Annotated in this window: 17 protein-coding genes; 13 read left to right on the plus strand and 4 right to left on the minus strand. The window is 58.1% G+C overall.

Features of this window, described 5'->3' with window-relative positions:
• Nucleotides 1-135 precede the first annotated feature (135 nt).
• Genes NTD87_RS16145 through NTD87_RS16160 form a run of 4 tightly spaced genes read left to right on the plus strand, consistent with a single transcriptional unit; the run spans nt 136 to nt 3,685 of the window.
• Nucleotides 136-1,023, plus strand: coding sequence for a hemin ABC transporter substrate-binding protein (locus tag NTD87_RS16145; protein WP_262115013.1), 888 nt, complete (start codon nt 136-138; stop codon nt 1,021-1,023).
• Entirely contained in the window at nt 1,020-2,057 is a 1,038-nt protein-coding gene (locus tag NTD87_RS16150) for a FecCD family ABC transporter permease (RefSeq protein ID WP_123423644.1), read from the plus strand. Before NTD87_RS16145 ends, NTD87_RS16150 begins: the two co-directional genes overlap by 4 nt.
• Entirely contained in the window at nt 2,057-2,824 is a 768-nt protein-coding gene (locus NTD87_RS16155; RefSeq protein WP_262115015.1) for a heme ABC transporter ATP-binding protein, read from the plus strand. The genes NTD87_RS16150 and NTD87_RS16155 overlap by 1 nt, the downstream gene beginning before the upstream one ends.
• Nucleotides 2,825-2,833: 9 nt before the next feature.
• Complete coding sequence (locus NTD87_RS16160) at nt 2,834-3,685, plus strand: ChaN family lipoprotein (RefSeq protein ID WP_262115016.1); 852 nt, start codon at nt 2,834-2,836, stop codon at nt 3,683-3,685.
• 252 nt (nt 3,686-3,937) lie between these two features.
• Here NTD87_RS16160 and NTD87_RS16165 read toward each other — a convergent pair whose 3' ends face one another.
• The 3 genes from NTD87_RS16165 to NTD87_RS16175 form a co-directional block, all read right to left on the minus strand.
• The gene (locus NTD87_RS16165; RefSeq protein WP_262115017.1) at nt 3,938-4,210 is read right to left on the minus strand and encodes a TfoX/Sxy family protein; all 273 of its coding nucleotides are present in this window, start codon (nt 4,208-4,210) and stop codon (nt 3,938-3,940) included.
• Nucleotides 4,211-4,423: 213 nt separating this feature from the next.
• On the minus strand, nt 4,424-4,768 hold the full coding sequence (locus NTD87_RS16170; RefSeq protein WP_262115019.1) for a pentapeptide repeat-containing protein: 345 nt from the start codon (nt 4,766-4,768) through the stop codon (nt 4,424-4,426).
• 91 nt (nt 4,769-4,859) lie between these two features.
• A complete protein-coding gene (locus NTD87_RS16175) occupies nt 4,860-6,416 on the minus strand; it encodes a bifunctional aminoglycoside phosphotransferase/ATP-binding protein (protein ID WP_262115021.1) in 1,557 nt (518 codons plus the stop codon).
• A 117-nt stretch (nt 6,417-6,533) separates the two neighbouring features.
• Between NTD87_RS16175 and mrcB the strand changes: the two genes are divergently transcribed.
• Genes mrcB through NTD87_RS16190 form a run of 3 tightly spaced genes read left to right on the plus strand, consistent with a single transcriptional unit; the run spans nt 6,534 to nt 9,995 of the window.
• Complete coding sequence (gene mrcB / locus NTD87_RS16180; RefSeq protein ID WP_262115022.1) at nt 6,534-8,858, plus strand: penicillin-binding protein 1B; 2,325 nt, start codon at nt 6,534-6,536, stop codon at nt 8,856-8,858.
• Nucleotides 8,859-8,874: 16 nt separating this feature from the next.
• Nucleotides 8,875-9,660, plus strand: coding sequence for a tetratricopeptide repeat protein (locus tag NTD87_RS16185; protein ID WP_315975326.1), 786 nt, complete (start codon nt 8,875-8,877; stop codon nt 9,658-9,660).
• Nucleotides 9,660-9,995 (plus strand): YqcC family protein, encoded by a 336-nt coding sequence (locus tag NTD87_RS16190; protein ID WP_262115024.1) that lies wholly within the window; start codon nt 9,660-9,662, stop codon nt 9,993-9,995. Before NTD87_RS16185 ends, NTD87_RS16190 begins: the two co-directional genes overlap by 1 nt.
• 13 nt (nt 9,996-10,008) lie before the next feature.
• Here NTD87_RS16190 and NTD87_RS16195 read toward each other — a convergent pair whose 3' ends face one another.
• Complete coding sequence (locus NTD87_RS16195; RefSeq protein WP_262115025.1) at nt 10,009-10,431, minus strand: DUF4124 domain-containing protein; 423 nt, start codon at nt 10,429-10,431, stop codon at nt 10,009-10,011.
• Between the two features lie 398 nt (nt 10,432-10,829).
• Between NTD87_RS16195 and NTD87_RS16200 the strand changes: the two genes are divergently transcribed.
• From NTD87_RS16200 to msrQ, 6 genes are all read left to right on the plus strand, one after another.
• Nucleotides 10,830-12,554, plus strand: a complete 1,725-nt coding sequence (locus tag NTD87_RS16200) for an acetolactate synthase 3 large subunit (RefSeq protein WP_262115026.1) — start codon at nt 10,830-10,832, stop codon at nt 12,552-12,554.
• 2 nt (nt 12,555-12,556) lie between these two features.
• Nucleotides 12,557-13,048 carry an acetolactate synthase small subunit gene (gene ilvN, locus NTD87_RS16205; protein ID WP_150643298.1) on the plus strand — a complete coding sequence of 164 codons (492 nt, stop codon included), beginning with the start codon at nt 12,557-12,559 and terminating at the stop codon, nt 13,046-13,048.
• Nucleotides 13,049-13,094: 46 nt separating this feature from the next.
• On the plus strand, nt 13,095-14,111 hold the full coding sequence (ilvC, locus tag NTD87_RS16210) for a ketol-acid reductoisomerase (RefSeq protein ID WP_007948647.1): 1,017 nt from the start codon (nt 13,095-13,097) through the stop codon (nt 14,109-14,111).
• A 144-nt stretch (nt 14,112-14,255) separates the two neighbouring features.
• Nucleotides 14,256-15,113, plus strand: a complete 858-nt coding sequence (pssA, locus tag NTD87_RS16215; protein WP_019691687.1) for a CDP-diacylglycerol--serine O-phosphatidyltransferase — start codon at nt 14,256-14,258, stop codon at nt 15,111-15,113.
• Between the two features lie 63 nt (nt 15,114-15,176).
• A complete protein-coding gene (msrP, locus tag NTD87_RS16220; RefSeq protein ID WP_262115027.1) occupies nt 15,177-16,190 on the plus strand; it encodes a protein-methionine-sulfoxide reductase catalytic subunit MsrP in 1,014 nt (337 codons plus the stop codon).
• Entirely contained in the window at nt 16,190-16,810 is a 621-nt protein-coding gene (gene msrQ, locus NTD87_RS16225; protein ID WP_262115029.1) for a protein-methionine-sulfoxide reductase heme-binding subunit MsrQ, read from the plus strand. The genes msrP and msrQ overlap by 1 nt, the downstream gene beginning before the upstream one ends.
• Nucleotides 16,811-16,817: the final 7 nt, after the last annotated feature.

The raw sequence follows: 16,817 nt of genomic DNA on the forward strand, positions 1-16,817 counted from the left end.
GTTCACTGGTTAGCAAATGTGTCTGTGCTTGACGTGCAAATGCTAACAATTATCAAATGGGTGCTTCGCCCGTGGTGAGTGCGTTGCGGGAAGCGCCTCGATTTTGCGGGAAAACTCCTCAAAGGAAACCCTGTTATGCGCCTGAGTACCAGCGCTATTGCGCTCTGTGTCGGACTTTTGGTCAACCATGGGGCTGCAGCGACCGAATTGCCGCAGCGCTGGGTCAGTGCCGGAGGTGCGTTGTCGGAGTGGGTGAGTGCGTTGGGCGGTGAGTCGAAACTGGTCGGTGTCGATACCACCAGCCAGCATCCCGAATCGCTCAAGGCCTTGCCGAGTATCGGTTATCAGCGGCAATTATCGGCGGAGGGCATTCTGAGTTTGCGTCCGCAGATTCTCATTGGCACCGAAGAAATGGGCCCGCCGCCGGTGTTGTCACAGATTCGCAGCGCCGGAGTGCAAGTCGAGTTGTTCTCCGCGCAGCCTGACTTGCCAACCTTGCAAGGCAACTTGCAGCACCTGGGTCAATTGCTCGGTAGCGAGCCGCAGGCCACAGCGTTGTTCCAGGGTTATCAACAGCAACTGGAGCAGCAAAAAAACCGAGTCAGCCAGGCCCAGACCAAACAGAAGACGCCGGGTGTGCTGTTACTGCTGGGCCATGCTGGCGGAAAACCGCTGATCGCTGGAAAGGACACCGCAGCCGATTGGTTGCTGCAGCAGGCGGGTGGGCATAACCTGGCGACCCATTCCGGTTACAAACCTTTTTCTGTCGAGTCCCTGGCCGGTCTATCTCCAGACGTGTTGGTGTTTGCCGACCGGGCGCTGACCGGCGACGCCGCGCGAGCTGCGTTGTTCAAGGAAAACCCGATTCTCGCCTCGACTCCGGCGGCCAGGGCCGGGCGGGTGTTCGAACTGGACCCGACGCTGCTGGTCGGCGGATTGGGGCCGCGCTTGCCTGCGAGCCTGGTGAAATTGTCCGCCGGGTTCTATCCCGCTGAATCAGCCAAGGCAAACACCGCCCCATGACCACTCTGGTAAAGCCGCGTTCTTTATTCATCGGTCTGAGTCTGCTGTGTTTACTGGCGATCTGGCTGTCATTGGCCCTGGGTCCGGTCAGTTTGCCGTTGCTCGACACGTTGCGCGCGGCGATGCGTTTGATCGGTCTGCCGGTTCCCGCCGAGGGGCTGGAGCAGGCTGAACTGATTCTCGGGCAGATTCGTTTGCCGCGTACCTTGCTCGGTCTGGCGGTGGGTGGGGTGCTGGCGTTGTCTGGCGTGGCGATGCAGGGCCTGTTCCGCAATCCGCTGGCGGATCCGGGGTTGGTTGGCGTTTCCAGTGGCGCAGCGCTGGGCGCGGCGATTGCCATTGTCGGCGGCTCGATGTTTGGCGGTTTGCCTGAGGCGATTGGCCCGTATCTGTTATCGCTGTGTGCGTTTTTAGGCGGGCTCGGAGTGACGGCGCTGGTTTACCGCCTCGGTCGGCGTAATGGCCAGACCAACGTGGCGACCATGTTGCTGGCGGGCATCGCCCTGACAGCCCTGGCGAGTTCTGCGGTGGGCTTGTTCACCTATCTGGCGGACGACGCGACCTTGCGTACGCTGACCTTCTGGAACCTGGGCAGCCTCAATGGCGCCAGCTACGCGCGACTCTGGCCATTGCTGCTGGTGAGCGCGGCGGTGGCGCTGTGGTTGCCGCGCCGGGCCAAGGCGTTGAATGCACTGTTGCTGGGTGAATCCGAGGCCAGCCACTTGGGAATCAACGTCGAAGGGCTCAAGCGTGAACTGGTGTTCTGCACTGCGTTGGGCGTCGGTGCCGCTGTTGCGGCGGCGGGGATGATCGGTTTTGTCGGGTTGGTGGTGCCGCATCTGGTACGGCTGCTGGCCGGTCCCGATCACCGGGTTCTGCTACCCGCCTCGGTGTTGGCGGGCGCGAGTCTGTTGCTGTTTGCCGATCTGGTGGCGCGCTTGGCGCTGGCTCCGGCTGAATTGCCGATTGGCATCGTGACTGCGTTTATCGGTGCACCGTTCTTTCTGTATTTGCTGTTGCGAGGTCGCGCCTGATGCTGCGAGTGGAAAATCTGCAGATCTGCCGTGGCAAGAAAATCGTCCTGGCGGACATCGACCTTGAGCTCAAGCCGGGTGAAGTCCTCGGCGTGCTGGGTCCCAACGGCGCGGGCAAAAGCACGTTGCTCGGTGCTTTGTGTGGCGAGTTGCGTCCTGATCACGGTCGTGTGTGGCTTGATCAACACGAATTGAGCCATTGGGATGGCGCACAACGGGCGCAACGCCTCGCGGTGTTGCCGCAGACTTCGACCCTGGACTTTGCCTTTCGCGTTGAGGAAGTGGTCGGCATGGGGCGTTTGCCTCATCAAACAGGTCGGGTGCGTGATGACGAAATTATCGCTGCCGCCTTGCAGGCCGCCGATGTCGGGCATTTGAGTGGCCGCAGTTATCTGGCCTTGTCCGGTGGTGAGCGTCAGCGCGTGCATCTGGCGCGGGTGCTGGCGCAACTTTGGCCGGGTGAGGCCGGGCAGACCTTGCTGCTCGATGAGCCGACGTCGATGCTCGACCCACTGCATCAGCACACCACCTTGCAGGCGATTCGTGAGTTCGCCGATCGCGGTGCGGCGGTGCTGGTGATTCTGCATGATTTGAATCTGGCGGCACGGTATTGTGACCGTATCCTTCTGCTCGAAAATGGCCGTCCGCATGTGCTGGACACGCCGCAGCAGGTGCTGCGTCCGGAGCCGCTCAAAGCCGTGTTTGGACTGGACGTGTTGGTGCAACCGCATCCGGAGCGCGGGCATCCGCTGATCATTGCCCGCTGAGGTGAGCCCATGCGTGGGATATTGATTCTGGCGCTGTTGTTACTGGGCGCCTGTCAAAACCTGACACCCCGTGCCGTGGATCAACCGTCTGGCGTGATTCGAGATCTGCACACCGGTCAGCGCCTGAGTGCCCAAGCGCTGGTCGAACGGTTGGCTGGCGCGCCACGGTTGATCGTTGGCGAGCAGCATGACAATCCCGATCACCATGATGTGCAGTTGTGGTTATTGCAGGCACTTGCTCGGCAGCGGGCCCAAGGCAGCTTGCTGCTGGAAATGCTGACGTCGGATCAGCAGGTGCGTGTCGATGAGGTCCATGCTTTGAGCGCCGCTCGCTGGCCTGCCGATTTGCCGGCGGCACTGGCCTGGCAATCGGGTTGGGACTGGAACCTGTATGGGCCGATTGTGCGGTATGCCCTGGTTCAGCCTTATCCGCTTTTGGCGGCGAATCTGGATTCGATTGAGGTTCGGCGCATTTATAAGCAAGCACCGGCCGTGAGCGGGGCTCGTTCGAACGCAGCAGCGGTCAAGCTTGAATTGCTGGCGCAGATTCGCGACGGCCATTGCGGGTTGTTACCCGAGCGCCGGATGCCGGCCATGCTGGCGGTTCAGCAACAACGTGACCGGCAGATGGCCATGCGATTGCTGGCAGCGCCCGCGCCGGCAGTGTTGTTTGCTGGCGGTTATCACGCGCGACTGGACATTGGCGTGCCAGTACATGTGCAGGACATTAGTGAGCATCCGGCGCCCGTTGTCGTGATGCTGGCGGAAAAGGGGGCCGTGGTTTCGTTGGCATCGGCGGATTACGTCTGGTATACGGCCAGCCGCCCCGTGCAGGACTATTGCGCACAACTGCGTCATTAAGCCGTCGACGTTTCTCTCGAATCACTTTTCGACAGGCAAAAAAAGACCCGGCAAGAGCCGGGTCAAATAACCGTGATTAGCCTGATGAGGAGATAATCTGAGAGTCCGAACCACTGGTCTTTCAGAAGATCAGCTGATCTCGCGATCAGTTGTGATAATCATAACGATTCTCATTTGTAAGTCAATCGATGTTTTCTGAATTCTTTTCTCTTTCGCCAAACACTTGTTCGGATTGCTCGTAAATGCCGGGATTTAAACCTTGTGGCGTGACGAAATGGCTTCGAGCTGTTTAATGAGTGCTTCCTTGCGTTCGGTGGGGATGTCGTTCCAATGCACGTCCATCAGCGCCCCTTCAATCGCATACAACAACACCTTCGATGCACGAAACCCGCGAGTGCGCACCGCCCGATAAGCATCCACCGCCCCCAGGCGGCGCAAGTCCGAGGCGCTATGGATGCCCACGGCATGCAGCCATTGTGCCGACGTCTTGCCAAGGTTTTTCAGGTGTTGCAGTTCATCATTCATCAAGCCTCCTTGCGACCGCCGAAGAGTGCGTGGACGAGCCTCAAAGGAGTGTAGCGGTCAGTAGGAAAAGCGTGGTTGTTTGGTCGGTTTGAACGCAAAAGCTTCTAAGGCGATATGCCAGATAGCTCTGGAATGGCAGTGAGGGTAGTAGGAAGGGGGCGCAGAAAAGTCCAGCGCGCAGCGGGGGCGCCGGACTTCAGGTGACGGCAGGTGTTACCGGGTGCGGTAACGCAGGCGCGTCCCGAAATTCATCGACATGAGAATTTCGTCGGCCGACAGCTCGGGCGGGAAGTAAGCGCCGGAGATTTGCGCGTGGGCCAGACTCGCACCTTCCAGAGACGCATTGCGAAAATCGATGCCACGCAGGTCGGCAGAGCGGAAGTAGGCGTCGCTGAAATCGATACCTTCGGCGTTCAGCTCGCGCAGGTCGAGGCCGCGAAAATCGCCGCCCACCATGTCGACAGGCCCGGACTTGGGCCTTTCGCGATTGAAACCTGTGATGTCATCTTTGTGCAGCAGGGCAAATAGCGGGGTGTCGAGAAGTTTTGGCTGGCTCATGGGACGTCACCTGTTAGTTTTATGACGCCAGTATAGTGCCACTATTTTGCAGGCGTGAAGCCGGTTAGGGCTTCACCCCTGAAATAGTTTCTTACAGGCCCGGCAAGCGCTGACGAATTTGCGCGACCACGGTGTCGAGGGTGCCGCTTTCATTGGTTTGCACGCGTTTGCTACAGAGAATCTCTGTCGGTGTCAGTGGCTCGCGATTGGCTTGCTGAGCTGCGATAACAGCCAGGTTGGCGTCGGATGGATCGTTCTTGTCTGCCTGACGCTGCGCCAGCCAGCTCTCGATGACGGCTTGTGGTGCATTGCAATCAAGGATCAGGAACGGTGCACCCGTTGCTTCGGCGATTTTTGCTGCGCTATCGCGTTGCTCACGCTTGAGGTAAGTCGCGTCGATGACCACCGGGAAACCGGCGCGCAGAATCACGTCAGCGATTTCATGCAGGCGGGTGTAGGTGGCGGCGCTGGCGTCGGTGCTGTAGATACCGGCTTGTGGGTCGTTTGGCACGTGCTGCTCACCGAACAGGCGCTTGCGCTCGACATCGGAACGCAGGCGAATCGCGCCCAGCGCTTCCACCAGTCGCATGGCTACGTGGCTCTTGCCGACAGCCGAGACGCCGTGGGTGATTGCCAGGAAACGCGATGGAATGGTGCTGTAGCTTTCCGCCAGGTTGGCATAGTTGCGGTACTGGCGCAGGGTCGTGGCGCGTTGCACCGGATCGGCCTCGGCGGGCATGCTGAACAGGCTGACCTTGGCGCGAACCAGTGCACGATAGGCTTTATAGAAGTTCAGCAGCTCAAGGCCCTGATAGTCGCCGGTCAGCTCCAGGTACTGGCTCATGAAGCGGCGTGCCAGGCTTTTCAGGCCGCGGTCTTCGAGGTCCATCGCCAGGAAACCGGTGTCGGCATAGACGTCGGTGAAGCGGAATGGTTCGTTGAATTCGATGCAGTCGAAAATGACCACGTTGCCGTCGATCACGGTGGCGTTGCCCAAGTGGATGTCACCGTGGCACTCACGGATAAAACCTTCGGCCTTGCGTTGGGCCAGCAGTGGTTTCAGGCGTTCGAAGCTGCTCTCGGCCCAGGCTTGCAGGGCTTCGAGTTGCAGCAGGTCGGCCTTTTCGCTGAGGAACGGGCGAATCTGTTCGAAGTTCTGCCGCACAGGCGCCATGACGCTTTCAGGCGTACCGGCTTCATGAGCTGCCGGAACCTTCGGGGCGTTGAGGTGGAACTGGGCGATCTGGCTGGCCATCTGGTCGATGTGCGCGGTTGTCAATTCACCATTGGCTTGCAGGGTGCTGAGCAGCTGGCTTTGCGGGAACTGGCGCATTTTCAGCGCATAATCGAGCACTGGGCCTGTGCCACCCAATTGCGGCGCCTCAATGCTGCCGGTGATTGGCAACACTTCAAGATACAAATCCTTGGTCAGGCGCTGGTTGAGGCGTAGTTCTTCGCCGCAGAAGTGCTCGCGTGACTCGAGCCCGGTGAAGTCGAGGAAACCGAAGTTGACTGGCTTCTTCACTTTATAAGCGTAGGGGCCAGTGAGCAGCACCCAGGAGATGTGCGTCTCGATGACCTGGAAGCCCTCTACAGGATGAGGGTAGAGGGCCGGGTTTTGCAGGGCAGCGATCAGGGACTGGCTCACAGGCGATCCTTCAGAGACTGGAAAAATTCAAGGACGACATTATGGCGGCAAGTGGGGCTAACGCAAACCTCGCCGGGCTCATGTGGATCGGGAATAAAGTGCGTATAATCCGCCGCCATGACTCGTACCCGATCCCCTCGTTCCCCTAAAAAACCTCCGTCTAGCGGCCTGCGCCCCTGGTTAGGCTGGGCGCTGAAGCTCAGTCTGGTCGGCCTCGTGGTGCTCGCAGGCTTTGCGGTTTACCTCGACGCCGTGGTCCAGGAGAAGTTCTCCGGCAAGCGCTGGACCATTCCGGCCAAGGTTTATGCACGCCCGCTCGAGCTGTTCGTCGGACAAAAGCTGAGCAAGGATGACTTTCTCACCGAACTCGATGCCCTGGGTTATCGCCGCGAAAGTGTGGCCAATGGACCGGGCGCGGCATCGGTCAATGGCAATACCGTTGATTTGAACACCCGTGGTTTCCAGTTCTATGAAGGTCTGGAGCAGGCTCAGCCGGTGCGCGTGCGGTTCTCCGGCGATTACGTTGCCGAGCTGTCGTCGACCAACGGTTCAAAATTGTCGGTGGTACGCCTTGAGCCGCTGCTGATCGGTGGCCTTTATCCGAAAAACCTCGAAGACCGCATCCTGATCAAGATCGATCAGGTGCCGCCGTATCTGCTCGATACGCTGGTAGCAGTGGAAGACCGCGACTTCTATCACCACTTTGGTGTGTCGCCGAAGTCGATCATGCGGGCGATTTGGGTCAACACCTCGGCCGGGCAAATGCGTCAGGGCGGGAGTACGTTGACGCAGCAACTGGTCAAGAACTTCTACCTGACCAACGAGCGCAGCCTGAGCCGCAAACTGACCGAAGCGATGATGGCGATGCTGCTTGAGTTGCACTACAAAAAGCCGGACATTCTTGAGGCTTATCTCAACGAAGTGTTCATTGGTCAGGATGGGCAGCGCGCCGTGCACGGTTTCGGTCTGGCCAGTCAGTTTTTCTTCAGTCAGCCGCTGTCCGAGCTCAAGTTACATCAAGTCGCGTTGTTGGTGGGTATGGTCAAAGGGCCGTCCTACTACAACCCGCGTCGCTACCCGGAGCGCGCACTTGAGCGACGCAATCTGGTCCTTGACCTGCTGCAAGAGCAAGGTGTTGCCACCGCCGAGCAAGTCGCCGCAGCCAAGAACATGCCGTTGGGTGTGACCAAGCGCGGCAGCCTGGCGGACAGCTCATTCCCGGGCTTCCTCGATCTGGTCAAGCGTCAACTGCGCGAAGACTACCGCGAGGAAGACTTGACCGAAGAAGGCCTGCGGATTTTCACCAGTTTCGACCCGATCCTGCAGATGAAGGCCGAAGCCTCGGTCAACGATACGTTCAAGCGCCTTGCTGGCCGTAAAGGTTCGGAAGACGTTGAAGCGGCGATGGTCGTGACCAACCCGGAAACCGGTGAGGTCCAGGCGATGATCGGTAGTCGTCAGGCCAGTTTCGCCGGTTTCAACCGGGCGCTGGATGCGGTACGGCCCGTCGGTTCCCTGATCAAGCCGGCGGTGTACCTGACCGCACTTGAGAAACCGAGCCAGTACACCTTGACCAGTTGGTTGTCCGATGAATCCTTCTCGGTCAAAGGGGCGGATGGTCAGGTCTGGAAGCCACAGAACTATGATCGTCGCTCCCACGGTACGGTTTTCCTATACCAGGGCCTGGCGCATTCCTACAACCTGTCGACGGCGCGTCTCGGGTTGGAGATCGGTGTCCCGAACGTCCTGAAAACCCTTGCGCGTCTGGGTATTACCCGTGAATTCCCGGCTTTCCCGTCAATGTTGCTGGGGGCGGGTGGCCTGACGCCGATTGAAGTGGCAACCATGTACCAGACCCTTGCCAACGGCGGTTTCAACACGCCGATGCGCGGGATTCGCAGCGTACTGACCGCCGAAGGTCAGCCGCTCAAGCGTTATCCGTTCCAGATTCAACAGCGTTTCGATCCGGCTTCTATCTACCTGATCCAGAGTGCGATGCAGCGCGTGATGCGTGAAGGTACGGGTAGCTCGGTCTACAACGTGCTGCCAAAAACGCTGACGCTGGCGGGTAAAACCGGTACCAGTAACGACTCGCGAGACAGCTGGTTCGCCGGTTTCAGCCAGGATCTGCTGGCGGTGGTCTGGTTGGGCCGCGATGACAACGGCAAGACGCCGTTCACCGGTGCCACGGGCGCGCTGCAAGTCTGGACCAGTTTCATGCGCAAGGCCGACCCGTTGCCGCTGGATATGCCGCAGCCGGATAATGTCGTTCAGGCCTGGGTTGATTCGCGTACCGGGCAGGGCTCTGAAGCCAACTGCCCAGGCGCAGTGCAGATGCCGTATATTCGCGGCAGCGAACCGCCTCCCGGCGCGGCGTGCGGTGGCTCAAGCCCCGCTTCAGGCGAATCGGTGATGGATTGGGTCAAGGGCTGGATGAATTAAGCGAAGAGGGTTTCAAGTGAACAAGTGGTTTATTCCAGCGGTTACGATGACAGCTCTGGCTTTGCTCAGCGGCTGCTCCAGTGTGCAGCATGGCTCGATTCCGGTGGTTGATTCCGGTACGGCGGTGTCCAACAGTGAGCGGATCTCTACCAATGGCGGCTTCCGCAAAACCACCGTGAAGCGTCCGGCACAAGCCCAGACTCAGGCTATCCCGCAGGGCGATACCGGCGTGGTGGTGATGGTGCCGGGTGGTGGCGCGACGACTTCGACACCAATCAGCACTCAACCGATCACGCCTGGTCCGATTACCCCTGGCCCGATCGACAGCACGCCGTTCCAGTCGGCGCCGATCAACCAGGGTAACTACAGCACGCCGATCCAGTCGGCACCGATCAATCAGGGTAACTACAGCATGCCATCGACGCCGAGCGGGATTCCTTCGGCTGGCAGTGCCGGTGGTTTGTCTGCCGACGAGCAGTTGGATGGTCCGGTGCTGGCCTTGCTGACCACCGCACAGCAGCAACAGGCGAGCGGTGATCTCAATGGTGCGTCCTCCAGCCTTGAGCGTGCTCAGCGGGTTGCCCCGCGTGAGCCGCAAGTGCTTTATCGTCTGGCGCAAGTTCGCTTGGCTCAGGGTGATGCAGCGCAAGCCGAGCAGTTCGCTCAGCGTGGTTTGACGTTTGCCAATGGGCGTCCGGACCTTCAGGCAAGCCTGTGGGGGTTGATCGCCCAGGCGCGTGAGAAGCAGGGCGACTCTGCAGGCGCGGCGCTGGCTCGTCAAAAGGCCAAGGTTTCGTTCTGATGGATGTCCGTTTTCCGAAGATCGCTGAACAGCTGTTGCTGATCGAGCGAGAGTTGCGTCTTCAGGGCTGGTGGGATGAGCTTGCGCCAAGCGCTGAAGCGCTAGCCAGTGTCGAACCATTTTCCGTCGATACGCTGGATTTCGAGCAGTGGCTGCAATGGATCTTCCTGCCGCGGATGAAGGCCATCCTCGAGAACAACCTGCCACTGCCGAACGCTTCGGGCATTCAGGAGATGGCCGAGATGGTCTTCGCTGCGCGCAATCTCAAGGGCAAGGATCGGCAGCTGCAAGTCTTGCTCAAAGAGTTCGATCAGCTGATTACCGCCTCCCACTAACTCCTACAGGTGTCTATTGGCAGTTATCCTTGATCTGTCTTTGTACTTCGGTGATGCGTTCCTGACGCTGTTGGTCTGTCAGGCGACGCATTTCACCGTCGATATCCTCTCGTAATCTCGGATTGTTCTGCAGTTGAGCCAGGTTGTTTCGCGCCTGTTCGCAGAACGTCTTGAGCTGGGCTTGCTGCTCGGCGACCTGCTTTTTCACTGTGTTATCGATCGCCTGCTGATCACCTATGACGCTGCGGCGTGGTGGTGCGGTCGGTTTGCCGGTGGGCAGGGCGGGTGTCACCACGATGGTGGCTTCCTGGCCCTGCGGCGGCTGTGCATCGAAATGGGTAACGCCTTGGCCGTCGATCCATGTGTAGATCTGACCGGCCATGCACAAAGAGCTCAGGCCTATCAGCAGACAGGCCGTGAAGAAGAACGTTCGCATGCCGTTTCCTTGTCGTAGCTGCGCAATTGAAGCTAACACACCTGCGGTTTAAAGGTTTTTTCTTGCGTTCTCATGTGCTTAGTTCGAATAAAGCACATTGACGACTTGACTTGCAGAGGGCGAAACAGAAGAATCCAAAGTCCGCTGTAGAGGGACTGCCAGAAGCAGACCCACTCAGCAGATCATGAGGCGCACATCCGCGCCGACCTGTTACACCCGCAACGCGTTACCTCGCGCTGGGTGGGAAAGCCCCGCAACACTTGGGACGATCCCAATACTTGCTCAGTCAGTGCTGACGTAGTCGGCGACCACCGTCGCTCATGCTCTGCTGAGAAGTAAACCTATTAAGACCCGTCCCCTTATGTGGGCGGTATTCTGGCGTTTTAGAGGTGAACAACGTGGAGCTTTTATCTGGCGGTGAGATGCTTGTCCGCTTTTTGCGTGACGAAGGCGTCAAATATATCTACGGGTACCCGGGTGGTGCTCTTCTTCATGTATACGATGCCCTGTTCAAAGAACCGGAAGTGACCCACATCCTGGTTCGTCACGAACAGGCTGCGACCCATATGGCTGACGGCTATGCCCGTGCTACCGGTAAAGCCGGCGTAGTACTGGTGACTTCCGGCCCGGGCGCAACCAACGCCATCACCGGTATTGCCACGGCCTACATGGACTCCATTCCGATGGTGATCATTTCCGGCCAGGTGCCTAGCACCATGGTAGGCACCGATGCGTTCCAGGAAACCGACATGATCGGTATCTCCCGGCCAATCGTGAAGCACAGCTTCATGATCAAGCACGCTTCGGAAATCCCGGAAGTCATGAAAAAAGCGTTCTACCTGGCGCAATCCGGTCGTCCTGGTCCTGTCGTTGTCGATATCCCGAAAGACATGACCAACCCGGCCGAGAAGTTCGAGTACGTCTTCCCGAAAAAAGCCAAGCTGCGTTCCTACAGCCCGGCTGTTCGCGGTCACTCCGGGCAAATCCGCAAGGCAGCAGAAATGCTCCTGGCGGCCAAGCGTCCTGTGCTCTATGCAGGTGGCGGCGTGATCCTGGGTGGTGGCTCCGCGCCGCTGACCGAACTGGCTCAGATGCTCAATCTGCCAGTAACCAATACCCTGATGGGCCTCGGTGCCTACCCAGGCACCGACCGTCAGTTCATCGGCATGCTCGGCATGCACGGTAGCTACACCGCTAATCTTGCCATGCACCACGCCGACGTGATTCTTGCTGTCGGTGCGCGCTTCGATGACCGCGTGATCAACGGCCCGGCCAAGTTCTGTCCGAATGCCAAGATCATTCACATCGACATCGACCCGGCTTCGATTTCCAAGACCATCAAGGCAGACGTGCCGATCGTCGGCCCGGTTGAGAGCGTCCTGACCGAAATGGTCGCGATCCTCAAGGAAATCGGCGAGACCCCGAACAAGGAGTCCGTTGCCAGTTGGTGGAAGCAAGTTGACGAGTGGCGCGGTGATCGTGGCCTGTTCCCGTATGACAAGGGCGACGGCAGCGTCATCAAGCCGCAAGCCGTGATCGAAACCCTCTGCGAAGTGACCAAGGGCGATGCTTTTGTGACTTCCGACGTGGGCCAGCACCAAATGTTCGCGGCGCAGTACTACAAGTTCAACAAGCCGAACCGCTGGATCAACTCCGGTGGCCTGGGCACCATGGGCTTCGGTTTTCCGGCTGCCATGGGCATCAAGTTGAGCTTCCCGGATGCCGACGTCGCCTGCGTAACGGGCGAGGGTAGTATCCAGATGAACATTCAGGAGCTGTCCACCTGTCTGCAATATGGTTTGCCGGTAAAAATCGTCATCCTGAACAACGGTGTTCTGGGTATGGTTCGCCAGTGGCAAGACATGAGTTACGGCAGCCGTCACTCGCACTCTTACATGGAGTCGCTGCCTGACTTCGTCAAGCTGGCGGAGGCCTATGGTCACGTCGGCGTGCGCATCACCGACTCGAAAGATTTGAAGTCGAAGATGGAGGAAGCGTTTGCCATGAAAGATCGCCTGGTAGTGATCGATATTTCGGTCGACACCAGCGAGCACGTCTACCCGATGCAAATCAAAGACGGCTCCATGCGCGATATGTGGCTGAGCAAGACGGAGCGTACTTAATCATGCGGCACATTATTTCCCTGCTTCTGGAAAACGAACCGGGCGCTCTGTCTCGTGTAGTAGGCCTGTTCTCGCAGCGCAACTACAACATCGAAAGCCTGACCGTGGCACCTACCGAAGACCCGACCCTGTCGCGTCTGACGTTGACCACTGTCGGCCATGATGAAGTGATTGAGCAGATCACCAAGAACCTGAACAAGCTGATCGAAGTGGTCAAGCTGGTCGACCTGTCGGAAAGCGCTCACATCGAGCGTGAACTGATGCTGGTCAAGGTCAAGGCCACCGGCGCACAGCGCGCCGAGATCAAGCGCACTACCGATATTTATCGTGGACAGATCGTCGATGTCAGCGCCAGCGTGTATACCGTTCAATTGACCGGTACCAGCGACAAGCTCGACAGCTTCATTCAGTCGATCGGCACTGCCGCGATTCTGGAAACCGTACGCAGTGGCGTCACCGGGATTGCCCGTGGCGACAAAGTACTCAGCATCTAAACCAAATTAGCGAATGGCCTGAACGGCCTGGATATAGGGGAAATTCATGAAAGTTTATTACGAAAAAGACTGCGACCTGTCGATCATCCAGGGCAAGAAAGTTGCCATCATCGGTTACGGCTCCCAGGGCCACGCTCAAGCGTGCAACCTGAAAGACTCCGGCGTTGACGTTACTGTCGGTCTGCGTAAAGGTTCGGCCACTGTTGCCAAAGCTGAAGCTCACGGCCTGAAAGTGACTGACGTTGCTTCCGCTGTTGCGGCTGCCGACCTGGTCATGATTCTGACCCCGGACGAGTTTCAGTCTGCCCTGTACAAGAACGAAATCGAGCCAAACATCAAGAAAGGCGCCACCCTGGCCTTCTCCCACGGCTTCGCGATTCACTACAACCAGGTTGTGCCGCGCGCTGACCTCGACGTGATCATGATCGCGCCGAAGGCTCCAGGCCATACCGTGCGTTCCGAGTTCGTAAAAGGCGGCGGTATCCCTGACCTGATCGCTATCTATCAGGATGCTTCCGGCAACGCCAAAAACGTTGCACTGTCCTACGCTGCTGGCGTTGGCGGTGGTCGTACCGGCATCATCGAAACCACTTTCAAGGACGAGACCGAAACCGACCTGTTCGGCGAGCAGGCCGTTCTGTGTGGCGGTACCGTTGAGCTGGTCAAAGCCGGTTTCGAAACCCTGGTTGAAGCTGGCTACGCGCCAGAAATGGCCTACTTCGAGTGCCTGCACGAACTGAAGCTGATCGTTGACCTCATGTACGAAGGCGGTATCGCCAACATGAACTACTCGATCTCCAACAACGCGGAATACGGCGAGTACGTTACCGGCCCTGAAGTCATCAACGCTGAATCCCGTCAGGCCATGCGTAATGCCCTGAAACGTATTCAGGATGGCGAATACGCCAAGATGTTCATCAGCGAAGGCGCTACCGGCTATCCTTCGATGACCGCCAAGCGTCGTAACAACGCTGCGCACGGCATCGAGATCATCGGTGAGCAACTGCGCTCGATGATGCCGTGGATCGGCGCCAACAAAATCGTCGACAAAGCCAAGAACTAAGTCACGAGCTTGTACAGAAAACGCGGCTTAGGCCGCGTTTTTTCGTTTGGGTGGTCGGTTCTGGTATAAAGCTGCATCGTTTGCGGCCGAACGCTTGTCGCAGACACCTGTCGAAACTTTCCACACCGTTGCAAGGTAATGTCCATGAGCGAACGTCCCGAAGAGCCAAACCAGGCCTCTGACGCCGAAAGCCTGCTACCCATCGATGAACATGTCGAAGAAGGGCATGACGCTGAAGGCCGTAAAGTCCGGCATCGTGGTATCTATCTTCTGCCGAATCTGTTCACCACCGCGAACCTGTTCGCAGGGTTCTACTCCATCATCAACTCCATGAGTGCCCAGAGCGCCTTGAGTGCGGGTGATGCTGCAAGCGCGAGCAAGTATTTTGCTTTCGCGGCGATCGCGATTTTCGTCGCCATGGTCCTCGACGGCCTTGATGGCCGGGTAGCGCGCATGACCAATACCCAAAGCGCCTTCGGTGCCGAGTACGACTCGTTGTCGGACATGGTTGCCTTTGGTGTTGCGCCGGCATTGCTGGCATTCGGCTGGGCGCTGGGGGATATGGGCAAGGTTGGCTGGATGGTTGCCTTCATCTATGTGGCAGGCGCGGCATTGCGTCTGGCGCGCTTCAATACCCAGGTTGGCACTGCGGACAAGCGCTACTTCATCGGCTTGGCCAGTCCGGCCGCTGCAGGCGTGGTCGCAGGTATTGTCTGGGCGTTCAGCGATTACGGGATTCAGGGCTCCAAGATGTCCTTTCTCGTTGCACTGATGGTTGCCGCCGCCGGCATGCTGATGGTCAGCAACATCAAGTACAACAGCTTCAAGGAGCTGGACCTGAAAGGGCGCGTACCTTTCGTGGCGATCCTCGCCGTGGTGCTGGTGTTTGCCGTGGTCTTCAGTGATCCACCGCGCATTCTGCTGCTGGTGTTCCTCGCTTACGCGGCGTCTGGCCCGGTGCAATACCTGTTGCGTCTTCGTCGGCACAAAAACGCCGAGTGATGTAATTTCCCCCATACTCCGCAGTCTATTGGTGCATCTGTCCTCCAATTCTGCGGAGTTGCCATGTTGTTCAAGTTTTCCAAGTCGTCCGACTGCCAAGAGTCGGACGTTACGCCCGAGTCCCTCTATTTATCTCGTCGCAGTGTGCTTGGCGGTGCTATTGCTGGTATGGCGGTCAACAGCCTGCCGCGTTGGGCCCATGCCGAAAACGCGGCTCGATATGCAGATGTCGAACCGGGCAAGGCGCCTTCCTGGTTTTCCGAAAAGCTTCCTGCAACCAAATGGGAAGCGGTCACCGTCAAGGATGAGACGATCACACCGTTCCAGGATGCGACTCACTACAACAATTTCTATGAGTTCGGTACCGACAAGGGCGATCCCGCGCAGAACGCGGGTGCGCTGAAAACCGAACCGTGGAGCATCGTGGTTGATGGGGAAGTGAGTAAGCCGGGGCGCTATGCACTGGAAGACTTCATGAAACCGTATCAGTTGGAGGAGCGTATCTATCGTCTACGCTGCGTAGAAGCCTGGTCGATGGTAATTCCCTGGATCGGTTTTCCCATCTCGGCGCTGCTCAGTCAGGTCGAGCCTACCTCCAAGGCCAAATACATTCGTTTTGAAACCTTGCAGGACCCCAAGACTATGCCGGGGCAGCGTTCTGGTTTTGCCTTGATCGACTGGCCTTACGTAGAAGGGCTGCGCCTGGATGAAGCGATGAATTCGTTGGCGATTCTTGCGGTCGGCATGTATGGGCGCGAACTACCCAATCAGAATGGCGCGCCGTTGCGTTTGGTGGTGCCATGGAAGTACGGGTTCAAGAGCGTCAAATCCATCGTGCGTATCAGTCTGGTCAGCGAGCAGCCGAAAACCACTTGGCAGAGCATTGCATCCGATGAGTATGGCTTCTATGCAAACGTGAATCCGACGGTTGATCACCCGCGCTGGACTCAAGCGCGCGAGCGACGTCTGCCGAGCGGATTGTTCAAGCCCAATGTGCGTGACACGCAGATGTTCAATGGCTACGCGGATGAAGTCGCTTCTCTATATACAGGCCTCGACTTGAGGAAGAACTACTGATGCGATTTCCGGTGTGGCGCGTCGGCGTCTTTGTAGCAGTGATGGTGTGGCCGTTACTCTGGCTGTATGAGGCCTGGAGTTTTGCCTTGGGGCCGGATCCGGGAAAGGTGCTGGTTGATCGATTGGGGTTGGGAACGCTGATCCTGCTGTTGATCACCTTGAGCATGACGCCTGTACAGAGGCTGACGGGGTGGGCGGGCTGGATTGCGGTACGGCGGCAGCTCGGTTTGTGGTGCTTCGCTTATGTTGTTCTGCATCTGAGTGCCTACCTGGTTTTTATTCTCGGTCTTGATTGGTCTCAGTTGGGGGTGGAGCTGAGTAAGCGGCCGTACATTATTATCGGCAGCCTGGGCTTCCTTTGTTTGTTGGCTCTGGCGGTAACGTCCAATCGTTATAGTCAGCGGCGTTTGGGTGTCCGCTGGAAGAAGTTGCATCGCTTGGCTTATGTGGTCGTTGGTCTTGGATTGCTGCATATGCTGTGGATAGTTCGGGCGGATCTGAAGGAGTGGGTGATCTATGCCTTTATAGGTGCACTCTTATTAGTGTTGCGTGTGCCACCTGTAACGCGCCGAATCCCTCGTCTGATGGTCAGAAAAGCACCTTCTGCAACAAAAGCGTAATTAACCC

Origin of the sequence: Pseudomonas sp. 6D_7.1_Bac1 (genome assembly GCF_025465945.1) — a bacterium.
Taxonomy (GTDB): Bacteria; Pseudomonadota; Gammaproteobacteria; order Pseudomonadales; family Pseudomonadaceae; genus Aquipseudomonas.